Origin of the sequence: Pseudomonas fontis (assembly GCF_028656955.1) — a bacterium.
GTDB classification, from domain to species: Bacteria; Pseudomonadota; Gammaproteobacteria; order Pseudomonadales; family Pseudomonadaceae; genus Aquipseudomonas; species Aquipseudomonas fontis.
The window spans coordinates 1-11,899 of the sequence record NZ_JAMDGY010000100.1; the positions used below are offsets into that span (position 1 = coordinate 1).

General features: G+C 63.1%; 13 protein-coding genes. 6 read left to right on the forward strand and 7 right to left on the reverse strand.

Annotated elements, in window-relative coordinates; all coding sequences use genetic code 11:
- Positions 1-283: 283 nt before the first annotated feature.
- Complete coding sequence (locus M5G11_RS23975) at positions 284-1,024, forward strand: substrate-binding periplasmic protein (RefSeq protein WP_273912765.1); 741 nt, start codon at positions 284-286, stop codon at positions 1,022-1,024.
- On the opposite strand, the gene M5G11_RS23980 is transcribed toward M5G11_RS23975, so the two are convergent.
- The 4 genes from M5G11_RS23980 to gpmI form a co-directional block, all read right to left on the reverse strand.
- On the reverse strand, positions 1,015-1,773 hold the full coding sequence (locus M5G11_RS23980; RefSeq protein WP_273912766.1) for a divergent polysaccharide deacetylase family protein: 759 nt from the start codon (positions 1,771-1,773) through the stop codon (positions 1,015-1,017). The two genes, M5G11_RS23975 and M5G11_RS23980, sit on opposite strands and share 10 nt — an antisense overlap.
- Complete coding sequence (locus tag M5G11_RS23985; protein ID WP_273912767.1) at positions 1,773-3,092, reverse strand: S41 family peptidase; 1,320 nt, start codon at positions 3,090-3,092, stop codon at positions 1,773-1,775. The genes M5G11_RS23980 and M5G11_RS23985 overlap by 1 nt, the downstream gene beginning before the upstream one ends.
- An 86-nt stretch (positions 3,093-3,178) precedes the next feature.
- Positions 3,179-4,477, reverse strand: a complete 1,299-nt coding sequence (locus tag M5G11_RS23990; protein ID WP_273912768.1) for a murein hydrolase activator EnvC family protein — start codon at positions 4,475-4,477, stop codon at positions 3,179-3,181.
- Between the two features lie 129 nt (positions 4,478-4,606).
- A complete protein-coding gene (gene gpmI / locus M5G11_RS23995) occupies positions 4,607-6,142 on the reverse strand; it encodes a 2,3-bisphosphoglycerate-independent phosphoglycerate mutase (protein WP_273912769.1) in 1,536 nt (511 codons plus the stop codon).
- Positions 6,143-6,356: 214 nt separating this feature from the next.
- On the opposite strand from gpmI, the gene M5G11_RS24000 reads away from it, so the two are divergent.
- Genes M5G11_RS24000 through secB form a run of 3 tightly spaced genes read left to right on the forward strand, consistent with a single transcriptional unit; the run spans position 6,357 to position 7,557 of the window.
- Entirely contained in the window at positions 6,357-6,773 is a 417-nt protein-coding gene (locus M5G11_RS24000; protein ID WP_273912770.1) for a rhodanese-like domain-containing protein, read from the forward strand.
- Between the two features lies 1 nt (position 6,774).
- On the forward strand, positions 6,775-7,029 hold the full coding sequence (gene grxC, locus M5G11_RS24005; RefSeq protein WP_273912771.1) for a glutaredoxin 3: 255 nt from the start codon (positions 6,775-6,777) through the stop codon (positions 7,027-7,029).
- A gap of 39 nt (positions 7,030-7,068) precedes the next feature.
- The gene (gene secB / locus M5G11_RS24010; RefSeq protein WP_273912772.1) at positions 7,069-7,557 is read left to right on the forward strand and encodes a protein-export chaperone SecB; all 489 of its coding nucleotides are present in this window, start codon (positions 7,069-7,071) and stop codon (positions 7,555-7,557) included.
- Positions 7,558-7,606: 49 nt separating this feature from the next.
- On the opposite strand, the gene M5G11_RS24015 is transcribed toward secB, so the two are convergent.
- Positions 7,607-8,062, reverse strand: a complete 456-nt coding sequence (locus tag M5G11_RS24015) for a tRNA (cytidine(34)-2'-O)-methyltransferase (RefSeq protein ID WP_273912773.1) — start codon at positions 8,060-8,062, stop codon at positions 7,607-7,609.
- On the opposite strand from M5G11_RS24015, the gene M5G11_RS24020 reads away from it, so the two are divergent.
- Together M5G11_RS24020 and M5G11_RS24025 are read left to right on the forward strand one after the other, a co-directional pair.
- Entirely contained in the window at positions 8,061-8,501 is a 441-nt protein-coding gene (locus M5G11_RS24020) for a hypothetical protein (RefSeq protein ID WP_273912774.1), read from the forward strand. The genes M5G11_RS24015 and M5G11_RS24020 overlap by 2 nt on opposite strands.
- A gap of 282 nt (positions 8,502-8,783) precedes the next feature.
- Positions 8,784-9,032: a hypothetical protein gene (locus M5G11_RS24025; protein ID WP_273912775.1), complete on the forward strand. Its 249-nt coding sequence runs from the start codon at positions 8,784-8,786 to the stop codon at positions 9,030-9,032.
- Between the two features lie 105 nt (positions 9,033-9,137).
- On the opposite strand, the gene ntrC is transcribed toward M5G11_RS24025, so the two are convergent.
- Positions 9,138-10,574 (reverse strand): nitrogen regulation protein NR(I), encoded by a 1,437-nt coding sequence (gene ntrC / locus M5G11_RS24030; protein WP_273912776.1) that lies wholly within the window; start codon positions 10,572-10,574, stop codon positions 9,138-9,140.
- Positions 10,571-11,656 (reverse strand): nitrogen regulation protein NR(II), encoded by a 1,086-nt coding sequence (gene glnL, locus M5G11_RS24035; protein WP_273912777.1) that lies wholly within the window; start codon positions 11,654-11,656, stop codon positions 10,571-10,573. Before glnL ends, ntrC begins: the two co-directional genes overlap by 4 nt.
- Between the last annotated feature and the right edge of the window lie 243 nt (positions 11,657-11,899).

Consider the following 11,899-nt stretch of genomic DNA (forward strand, 5'->3'; position numbering starts at 1 on the left):
TCCCACAGGGTTTTGTGGTGCAAGGCAAGGCCAGCTTCCACAGGGTTTTGTGGTGCAAGGCAAGGCCAGCTCCCACAGGGTTTTGTGGTGCAAGGCAAGGCCAGCTCCCACAGGGTTTTGTGGTGCAAGGCAAGGCCAGTTCCCACAGCGGTTTGTGGTGCTTGGCAGGACCACTTTCCACAAGGGTTTGTAGTGACCCGCTAACCTGTGGGAGCCGGCCTTGCCGGCGATGCTTTTGCTGTTAAGGTAGCCAGGCACACCGCCAAGGAGTCAGGTCGTTCATATGCTCACCCGCTTGCTCGTCGTGTTCCTCAGCAGTCTGCTCATGGCCAGCGCCGCCCGGGCCGCCGCGCCCGTGGTGCTGCTCACCGAAAACTTCCCGCCCTACAACATGTCCAGCGACGGCAAGAGCTTTGCCCGCGAAGACAATATCCAGGGCATCGCCGCCGACATCGTGCGCGAGATGTTCAAGCGTGCCGCCGTGCCCTACAGCATGACCCTGCGCTTCCCCTGGGACCGCGTCTACAAACAGGCACTGGAAACTCCCGGCTACGGCGTCTTCGTGCTGGCCCGCCAGGCCGATCGCGAACACCTGTTCAAATGGGTCGGGCCCATCGGCCCGGACGACTGGATCCTGCTCGCGCGCAAAGACAGCAAGGTCAGCCTGGACAACCTCGACGCCGCCCGCGGCTTCAAGATCGGTGCCTACAAAGGCGACGCCATCGCCCAGCACTTGGCCAAGCAGGGCCTGCGCCCAGCCCTGGTACTGCGTGACCAGGACAACGCGAAAAAGCTCGTCAACGGCGAAATCGACCTGTGGGCCACCGGCGACCCGGCCGGCCGCTACCTGGCGCGCCAGGTCGGCATCACCGACCTCAAGACGGTCTTGCGCTTCAACGGCGCCGAGCTGTACCTGGCGCTGAACAAGCAGGTGCCGGACGAGGTGGTCAAGGCATTGCAGGCAGCCCTGGACCAGATGCGCGCCGAAGGCTTCATCGACGCCACCTTCGCCCGCTACCTGTAGACGCCGTTCTTGCCGTGGGCCGGCATGGCGCGGTTGCTGCGTTCGGCAATCATCTGGTGAATCTCGATCAGCTCGATCCCCTGGGCCTTCAGTCGCGGTAGCTCACGCTCCAGCACGTCGAGGGTCTGCGGGTAAGGGTGGCCGATCATCACCGCCGAACCCTGCTTGCGCGCCAGGGCAATCGCCACCTGCAACTGCCGGGCAATCGCCTCCGGCGTGCGCAGGTCATCCAGGAACACATCCCGCGACAGGTGCGCCAGCCCTTGCGCCTGGGCCTTGGCCGCCGCCACGGTGGCTGCGCTGGTACGGCTGTCGACAAAGAACAGATGACGCCGCTGCAGCTCGCCCATCAGCCAGGCCATGGCCTCCGGCTGCGCGGTCATGCGGCTGCCCATGTGGTTGTTGATCCCGCTGACGAAAGGCACCTTGGCCAACGCTGCTAGCAGCCGCTGTTCCAGCTCCGGTATAGGCGTGCCGGGGTGCCAGGCATAGGGGCCGGTGGCCGGGTCCATGGGCATGTGCAGCATGACCGTCTTGCCGGCGCGATGGCCCTGGCGGGCGAACTCGGTGGCGTGGGGGGTATCGGGCATGATCGCCAGGGTGACCGGGCCGGGCAGGGCCAGCACGCGGGCGTCGCGAGCGGGGCTCTGGCCGAGGTCGTCGATGATCAGGGTCAGGTAGGCGTTACCCGGCGCTGCATGAGCAGCGCCGGTGAACAGGCAGATCAAGGCAAACAGCAGGCCGCGCATCACTTGTCGCGGGTGATGCTCAGGCCTTTGAGCAGGCTGATCGCCTGGCTCAGCTGGAAGTCGTCGTCCTGCGGACGGGCCTTCTTCGCTGCGGCCTTGCTGGATGGGCGGTCCGCGCCGCCATTGCCGTTGCCCAGGTGGCCTTGCAGGTCGGCTTCCTTGAAGTTCTCGTTGTCCTGCTCGCTGGTCAACTTGGCCTGGCGCACCTCGATGTCCGGGACGATGCCCTGGGCCTGGATCGAGCGCCCGTTCGGGGTGAAGTACAGCGCCGTGGTGAGCTTCAGCGCACGGTCATTGTTCAGCGGCAGCACGGTTTGCACCGAACCTTTGCCGAAGCTGTCGGTGCCCATCAGCACGCCGCGCTTCTGGTCTTGCAGGGCGCCGGCAACAATTTCCGAGGCCGAGGCGCTGCCGCCGTTGATCAGCACCACCAGTGGCACGCCTTCGCTGGCGTCGGCCGGGTCGGCGCTGAAACGCAGCTCGGAGTTGGCGATGCGGCCCTTGGTGTAGACGATCAGGCCTTTGGTCAGGAAGTGGTCAGCCACTTCGACGGCCGACTGCAATACGCCGCCCGGGTTGTTGCGCAGGTCCAGCACCAGGCCGCGCAGCTTCTTGCCGTTGTCCTTGCGCAGCTTGGCCAGGGCCTTGCCGACTTCTTCGCCGGTCTTGACCTGGAACTGGGTGATACGGATGTAGCCGTAGCCGTCTTCGAGCATCTGCGCCTTGACGCTCTTCACCTGGATCACCGCGCGGGCGATGGTCACGTCGAACGGCGTGCCACCGTCGCGTACCAGGGTCAGGGTGATCTTCTGGCCGATCTTGCCACGCATCTTGTCGACGGCTTCGGTCATGGTCTGGCCACGGGTCGGTGCGCCGTCGATCTTGACGATCAGGTCGCCCGCCTCGATGCCAGCGCGCGAAGCCGGGGTGTCGTCGATCGGCGACACCACCTTGACGAAGCCGTCTTCCATGCCGACCTCGATGCCCAGGCCGCCGAACTCGCCGCTGGTGCTTTCCTGCAGTTCCTTGAAGTCTTCAGGGCCCAGGTAGGCGGAGTGCGGATCAAGGTTGCTGAGCATGCCCTTGATGGCGTTCTCCAGCAGGGTCTTGTCGTCGACCGGCTCGACATAGGCAGCCTTGATGCGGTCCATCACCTCGGCAAAGGTGCGCAGCTCTTCAAGCGGCAACGGCGCCTTGGCGTTCACCGTGGTCGGCGCTACCGCCGCTGGCTGCGCTTGCTCGGCCGCGTTGGCCAGGGACGCGCCCGTGACCAGGGCAATGGTCAGGGCCAGCGAGGTAAGGCGAGGCGAATGCAGCATGTCGAACGAACTCCTGATCCTGGTTTTGCCCCGTGTGGAGCGTCGCGCTTGCCGAAACCCGGCGCGCGCGTGAAGTAAGGTACTGCCTATCCTTGTGCGTGACACCACTGCGCAGGATCGCTCGGGCGACCCTGCTGGCGAATGGCGAAGTACAACGCCGAGGTGTCCTGCCCGCCGCTGTCGCCAACGGTGGAGATCGCCTCGCCGGACTTGACCACGTCGCCGGCACTCTTGAGCAGGGTCTGGTTGTGCCCGTACAGGCTCAGGTAACCATTGCCGTGGTCGAGAATGACCAGAAGTCCGGCGCCGCGCAACCAGTCGGCGAACACCACGCGCCCGCCATGCACCGCATGCACCTGGCTGCCGGCCGAAGCACTGATCATCACGCCGTCCCACTTGGCCCGGGCATCGTCGCCACGGGTTTCACCGAAACGTGCCAGCAGTCGACCATTGACCGGCCATGGAAGTTTGCCGCGGGCGGCAGAAAAAGCGCCACCGTAGGTAGCGCCGTCACTGGAAACCACTGCACCGGGCACGGGCTTGGGCTTTTTCGGCGCGTCGCTTTCGCTGTCGCGGCTGGCCAGGGCGGCTTCGCGCTGGCGCTGTTTTTCAGCTTCCTGCGCGGCCAGCAGGGCCCGCTGACGGGCTTCTTCCGCTTCACGCGCCTGGCGGGCGAGGGTTTCCTCGATGGTCTTCAGCACGCGGGTCAGGTCGGCCTGGTCCTGCTGGCGGGCGACGAGCTTCTGGTCGCGTTCCTTGACGTCGCTGTTGAGCTTGGCGAGCACGTCCTGGCGTTCGGCGCGGACTTTTTCCAGGGCCTGGCGCTGGGTGTCCAGGTCGCTCTGCTGGGCCAGCAGTTCGGATTGCTGGTTGGCGATGTCTTTTTCGACATTGGCCAGCTGGCGCAAGGTTTCATTGAACTTGCGCAACTGCTCCAGGCGGGCCTGGCTCAGGTAGTCGTAATAGGTCAGGGTGCGGGCGAACTTCTCGGGGTTCTGCTGGTTGAGCAGCAGCTTGAGGTATTCCTCGCGGCCGTTGTTCTGGTAGGCCGAACGGGCCTGGATGGCGATCAGCCGTTGTTGTTCAACGCGGGCGCTCTGGAGTTTTTTTTTCTCGAGATCAAGGCGCTCCAGCTCGCCCTGGCTCTTTTTTAGTTCCTGCTGCAGGGCCTCCACCTGCTTTTCCAGCTTGCCGATGTCGGTTTCTGTGCTGCGCAGGTCTTTCTGCACACCGGATTTTTCCTGCTGCAATTGCCCCAGCAGCTTTTTCAGCTCGGCAATGTCCTGGCGCGTGGCGTCCAGTTGTTGCTGGGTTTGCGTGCGTTCGTCGGCAACGGCCGGGCCGAACAGGCAAGTCAGGGCAATGAGGATCAGGGCGCGGAGCATGGGGTAGGCATTAACCAGGCATGGAGACTGGCCTAGTATGCCCGCCATGCGCGGCAAAAAAAACGCCCCAAGGCATCTGCTTTGGGGCGTTTGTCCGGAAAACCGACCGTTAGGGGCGGTTTGTCAGGTTCAGGCGTCGATCAGGATCGAGGTGCCGGTCATTTCTGCCGGTTTTTCCAGGCCCAGCAGCTTGAGCATGGTCGGCGCCACGTCGGCCAGTACGCCGCCATCGCGGACCTTCACGTTGCGTTTGCCAACATAGATGAAAGGCACCGGCTCGGTGGTGTGCGCGGTGTGCGCCTGGCCAGTGCATTCGTCCGACATCTGCTCGACGTTGCCGTGGTCGGCAGTGATCAGCGCTTCGCCGTCGACCTTGGCCAGGGCTTCGACGATACGGCCGACGCACAGGTCCAGGGCTTCAACGGCCTTGACCGCCGCGTCGAACACGCCGCTGTGGCCGACCATGTCGCCGTTGGCGTAGTTGACCACGATCACGTCATAACGCTGCTGCTCGATGGCCTCGACGATCCGGTCGGTGACCTCCGGCGCGCTCATTTCCGGCTGCAGGTCGTAGGTGGCGACCTTTGGCGACGGGATGAGGATGCGTTCTTCGCCTTCGAACGGCTCTTCACGGCCACCGGAGAAGAAGAAGGTGACGTGGGCGTATTTCTCGGTTTCGGCAATGCGCAGCTGGGTCTTGCCGTTTTTCGCCAGGTATTCGCCCAGCACATTGCTCAGGCTGCCCGGGGCGAACGCGGCCGGGGCCGCGATTTTCGCCGAATACTGGGTCAGGCCGATGTAGGCGGCCAGTTTTGGCAGACGTGCACGCGGGAACTCGTTGAACTCGGGTTCGACGAACACGCGCGACAGCTCGCGGGCACGGTCGGCGCGGAAGTTCATGAAGATCACGGCGTCGCCGTCTTCAACCTTGACCGCTTCGCCAACGCGCGTGGCCTTGACGAATTCGTCGCTCTCGCCACGCGCATACGCCGCTTCCAGGCCAGCCTGGGCGGTGTCGGCGCTGAATTCGGCAGTGCTGTCGACGATCAGGTTGTAGGCGGTGCTGACACGGTCCCAGCGATTGTCGCGGTCCATGGCGAAGTAGCGGCCGATCAGGCTGGCGATGCGGCCCTTGCCGACGTTGGCGAAGGCTTCATCCAGCAGCTTGATCGACGACTCGGCGCTTTTCGGCGGGGTGTCGCGGCCATCAAGGAAGGCGTGCAGGTAGATTTTTTCGGCGCCACGCTGGGCGGCCAGTTCAACCATGGCTACCAGGTGGTCCTGGTGGCTGTGTACGCCGCCATCAGACAACAGGCCGAGGATGTGCACGGCCTTGCCGGCGCCAGCTGCCTTGTCCACTGCACCGCAGAGCACCGGGTTTTCGAAGAACTCGCCGTCCTTGATGGCCTTGGTCACGCGAGTGAAGTCCTGGTACACCACCCGGCCTGCGCCAAGGTTCATGTGGCCGACTTCCGAGTTGCCCATCTGCCCGTCAGGCAAGCCGACGTCCATGCCGGAGCCGGAGATCAAGCCGTGCGGCTGGGTAGCGCGCAGGCGATCGTAGACTGGCGTGTTGGCCGAGTAGATAGCGTTGTACTCATGGCTTTCGCTGTGACCGAAACCATCCAGGATGATCAGGACCAAGGGTTTTGGCGTGCTCGTCATCAATCCCACTCACGGTTGTTCAGATGATAAAGATCCGCATTTTAGGGCAAATTGGCCATGGATGACGAATTTACCTTGTTACCCCGGCGCTACCGTCCGACGGGCAGCGCGCTCAAATGAGAATTGCTATCGACAACGCGCTGCAGTAGGCTTTGGCCGGCCTTGGCTGCTGTGTATACTGGCCAACATTTTTAATGGCCTGGATCACCCTCCGATGGTTGCTCACCTGATTGAATTCGCAACAAATCACTATCTTCTGGTCGCTATCTTCGCTGTTCTGCTGGTCTTGCTGATCATCACCGAAGCGCGCAAAGGCGGCCGTAGCCTGAGCACTGGCGAGCTGACCGCACTGGTCAACAGCGATAAAGGCCTGGTCATCGACATCCGTCCGACCAAGGACTTCGCAGCTGGCCACATCGTTGGTGCCCTGAACATTCCGCAAGACAAGTTCGCTGCGCGTATTGGCGAGCTGGAAAAGCACAAGGCCAACAAGACCCTGATCGTGGTCGACGGCGTTGGCCAGCACGCTGGCACCATTGCCCGCGAACTGCTCAAGGCCGGCTTCACTGCTGCCAAGCTGTCGGGCGGCGTGTCGAGCTGGAAAGCCGACAACCTGCCGCTGGTGAAGTGACATGGCCAACGTCATCGTCTACTCCAGCGACTACTGCCCTTACTGCTCGCGTGCCAAGCACCTGCTGGCCAGCAAAGGTGTGGCCTTCGAAGAGATCAAGGTCGATGGCAAGCCACAACTGCGCGCCGAAATGAGCCAGAAGGCCGGGCGCACGTCGGTGCCGCAAATCTGGGTTGGCAGCCGCCACGTGGGTGGTTGCGACGACCTGTATGCCCTGGAGCGCGCCGGCAAGCTGGACGCCCTGCTCAACGCTTGATTCCAAACCCCTACAAGACCCTGCAAAGAAGGATCTGTCATGACTGAACAACAAAGCAACGGCGCTGCGGCAGCCGACGAAAGCGCTCCACAATTCTCCCTGCAGCGCATCTACGTGCGTGACCTGTCGTTCGAAGCGCCAAAAAGCCCGGCGATCTTCCGTCAGCAGTGGGAGCCGGCTGTTGCGCTGGACCTGAACACCAAGCAGAAAGGCCTGGAAGGCGACTTCCACGAAGTCGTGCTGACCCTGTCGGTGACCGTCAAGAACGGTGAAGAAGTGGCTTTCATTGCTGAAGTCCAGCAGGCCGGCATCTTCCTGATCAAGAACCTCGATGCGGCTTCGATGAGCCACACCCTGGGTGCCTTCTGCCCGAACATCCTGTTCCCGTACGCTCGCGAAGCGCTGGACAGCCTGGTGACCCGTGGTTCGTTCCCGGCCCTGATGCTGTCGCCAGTCAACTTCGATGCCCTGTACGCGCAAGAAATGCAGCGCATGCAGGAAGCTGGCGAAGCGCCGTCGCTGCAATAAGCGACCCGCTGTCAGCAAAAAGCGCCCTGCGGGGCGCTTTTTTCTTGCCTCAGGCAAAGCCCTGCTGGCGCCAGGCTTCATACACCGTCACCGCCACCGTGTTGGACAGGTTCAGGCTGCGACAGCCCGGCTGCATGGGCAGGCGCAGGCGTTGCTCTGGCGGCAGGCTGTCGAGCACCTCGGCTGGCAGGCCACGGCTTTCCGGGCCGAACAGGAAGGCGTCACCGGGTTGGTAGGCGACTTCGTGGTAGGGGTGCGAGGCCTTGGTGGTGAAGGCGAACAGGCGTGGCTGGCCAAGGCTTGCCAGGCAGCTGGCGAGGTCCGCGTGGCGCTGCAGCGTGGCGTACTCGTGGTAGTCCAGGCCGGCGCGCCGCAGGCGCTTGTCATCCAGTTCGAAGCCGATGGGCTCGATCAGGTGCAGGTGGCAGCCGCTGTTGGCGCAGAGCCTGATAATGTTGCCGGTATTCGGCGGAATTTCTGGTTGAAAAAGGATGACGTGAAACATGCACGGCTCCGAACTTAAAGACGGCGAGCATTCTACCCCTGATCCGGACCCGCGTTCGAAATCCTGGATACGGGTGCTGTTTTCCCTGGCCTTGTTCGGCCTGCTGGTCGGGCTGATGCTCGGGCGCCTGACGGCACCTGAGCCGCGCGAGCTGGAACAGGTGGAGGTGCTCGAGGGTGGCTTGAACCTGTGGTTCAACGAAGAGCCGCAGCTGCACGGTGAGCAGGTCGACGGCACGATTGCCTTGTTGTTCGAAGCGGATGGGCGCAGCCAGAAGGGGCGTTTGCAACTGGCCGGCAAGCCGGTCACCTGGCGGGTGCAGAAGAGTGACAAGGGCTTGCTGGTGAGCCTGGTGGCGGCCCGTGCGCTGCACGGCGACTGGGTCGGCGAGTCAGTGCAGGGTCGCTGGCGAGTGCAGGTGCGCCTGCGCGAAGAATAAAAGAGGGGATTCCCCGGCCTGCCTGTACCAAGGTCCCCAAAACTGGGTGATAACCATGATATGCAGGGGGTGTGCCAGTTTTATTGCAGTGAGCAAAAGGGCGGTTTTTGCGGCTTTTGCGGGGGGAATGGGCGGTTGAGCAGGGCATTTGTGCCTTGTGACGGTGCAGCGGGCTCAGCTTCGGTGCATTTTTGCGGGGAGGCTTGCCTGCTTAATCGCCCGGCGCCGACGGTCTAGGCTGCGTCCTGGCATGTGCCAGTCAACCTGAACAGGACGTGAATTATGTTGCCCCCCCAGTACCTAGCAACGATGGGTGTCGATCACTTGGCCAAGGCGGCCGAAAAAATCGCTTCGCCAACGCTCAATGCCCAGGAGCGAGAAGGCCTCCAGGGCCTGTTGTACCTGACGTCCCTGGTGGCGCGTTTTCAGGCTGGCAACCTGACCGGGGAAGATGAGGAGTTTCTTGCTGCCATCTGCCACTTTGATCGCAACGTCAATCTGTTGGGCCAGTGGCAAAACATGATTGGTTGAGGCCAGCAGTGCTGGCCTCATCGCTGGCAAGGCCAGCTCCCACAGGTTTCAGCAGTGCTGAGGATTTTGTGGGAGCCGGCCTTGCCGGCGATGGGGCCCTGAAGATCAGGCCTCGTCGTCGCCGTCCTCTTCGCCGCCATCGACCTTCATTCCCAGTTCCTTGATCTTGCGCGTCAGGGTATTGCGCCCCCAGCCAAGCAACACCGCCGCATCACGCCGGCGGCCGGCCGTGTGCTTGAGCGCGGTTTCGATCATGATCCGTTCAAAGCTCGGCACCGCGCTGTCGAGCAAGTTCGACTGGCCACGCGCCAACGCCTGGTCAGCCCACTGGCGCAGCGCCTGCTCCCAGTTGGTTACGGGCGCGGCATCCTGCGGCAGGTTCAGCAGTTCGGGCGGCAGGTCGCCGATATGCACTTCACGCCCGGAAGCCATCACGGTGATCCAGCGGCAGGTGTTCTCCAGTTGGCGCACGTTGCCCGGCCACGGCAGGTTGCGGATGAACTCCTCGGTTTCCGGCTTGAGCAGCTTGGGCTCTACCGCCAGCTCCTGCGCCGCACGGCCGAGGAAATGCCTGGCCAGGGTCGGGATGTCTTCGCGACGGTCCGACAGGCGGGGGATATGAATGCGGATCACGTTCAGGCGGTGGAACAAGTCCTCACGGAACTTGCCGGCCTGTACCAGGGTTTCGAGGTTCTGGTGGGTTGCGGCAATGATGCGCACGTCGACTTTCACCGGCACGTGGCCGCCCACGCGATAGAACTCGCCATCGGCCAGCACGCGCAACAGGCGTGTCTGTGTATCTGCCGGCATATCGCCGATCTCGTCGAGAAACAGCGTGCCGCCATCGGCCTGCTCGAAGCGCCCGCGGCGCAGGTTGGCCGCACCGGTAAAGGCGCCCTTCTCGTGACCGAACAGCTCGGACTCCATCAAATCCTTGGGAATCGCCGCCATGTTCAAGGCGATGAACGGCGACGCCGCACGCGGGCTGTGGCGGTGCAGGGCGTGGGCGACCAGCTCTTTGCCGGTGCCTGACTCACCGTTGATCAGCACGGTGATGTTGGAATGGCTCAGGCGGCCGATGGCGCGAAACACCTCCTGCATCGCCGGCGCTTCGCCGATGATTTCCGGGGTGCGGGCCAGGGTGGGGGCCACATCCAGCCCCTGTTGCTCCTGGGCATGCTGGTTGGCGCGCTTGACCAGCGAGACCGCCTCGTCGACATCGAACGGCTTGGGCAGGTATTCGAACGCACCGCCCTGGTAGGAGGCCACGGCGCTGTCCAGGTCCGAATGCGCAGTCATGATGATCACCGGCAAACGCGGGTGCTGTTCGCGGATCTGCGCAAGCAGGTCCAGGCCGCTGGCACCGGGCATGCGGATGTCGGAGATGATCACGTCCGGCTGCTGGCGGGCCAGGCGACTCATGACGCCATCGGCACTGTCGAAGCTTTGGGTGGTCATGCCTTCCTGTTGCAAGGCTTTTTCCAGGACCCAACGGATGGAGCGGTCGTCATCGACGATCCAGACAGTTTCACTACGGCTCATTGGGGCGAGGCTCCTTGTTCCAGCGGCAGGAAGATCGAGAAGGTGGTGTGGCCAGGGTGGCTGTCACATTCGATCAGGCCCTGGTGCTGGCTGATGATGTTCTGGGTAATCGCCAGGCCCAGCCCGGTACCGTCCGGGCGGCCACTGACCATGGGATAGAAGAGGGTGTCCTGAAGTTCGGCCGGGATGCCCGGGCCGTTGTCGATGATCTCGATCTTGGCGACCAGGCGGTGGCGCGTGTGGCCGATGGTGAACTGGCGCATGGCGCGGCTACGCAGGCTGATGCGGCCCAGGCGCAGTTCGTTCTGCCCACTGATCGCCTGCATGGCGTTGCGCACGATATTGAGCACGGCCTGGATCATCTGCTCGCGGTCGATCAGCACGTCCGGCAGGCTCGGGTCGTAGTCGCGCACCAGGGTGATGCCGCCCTGGCTTTCCGCTTCGACCAGGCTGCACACGCGCTCGAGCACTTCATGAATGTTGGTCATTGCCAGCAACGGCAGCTTGTTCGAGCCGAGCATGCGGTCGACCAGGTTACGCAGGCGGTCGGCCTCTTCGATGATGACGTTGGTGTAGTCCTTGAGGCTTTCTTCGGGCAGCTCGCGGGCCAGCAGCTGGGCGGCGCCACGGATGCCGCCAAGCGGGTTCTTGATCTCGTGGGCCAGGCCGCGCACCAGCATCTTGGTGGTTTCCTGCTTGGACAACTGCGCTTCTTCCTTGGTGATGCGCAGCAGGCGGTCACGCGGGTGCACTTCGAGCAGCAGCAGGGTGTGGCCCTTGCTGAGGATCGGGGTGACGGCATAGTCCACGGTCAGGGTCTGGCCGGTGAGGGCGGTGAGCATGGCTTCGCGCTTGGTGAACGGGTGCGCGTGCTCGACTGCCTGGCGCAGGGAATTGAGGGCTTCGGCCGACTCGGTGAACAGCTCACTGATGAATTGGCCATGGCTGCGCTGGCCGCTGATGGCCAGGAGCATTTCCGCTGCCGGGTTCATGTACTCAAGGCGCAAATCGGCGTTGAGCAAAATAGTGGCAGTGGTCAGGTTGTCCAGTAGCAGACGGTGCAGTGCATCGCTGATGGTCATGGGGCGGGTTGACCTCTGTTTATCTGCGTGTGCGAAGAAAATGCAAGAACCAAACCAAGGCTCCGAAAAGAAGCGGCATCGCCTGAAACCGGGCGTCGGCTGCCCAATAAGTGACTGGATTTCGTGGGGCGTTGTTACTTTTGAACCAAAATGGGCTGTGAGTCGACAGATAACGCTGTCTTGTGCACCACTATAGAGCACTGGGCGGGAGGGGCAGGGTTCGGTAGATACCGTCTTGCCCGT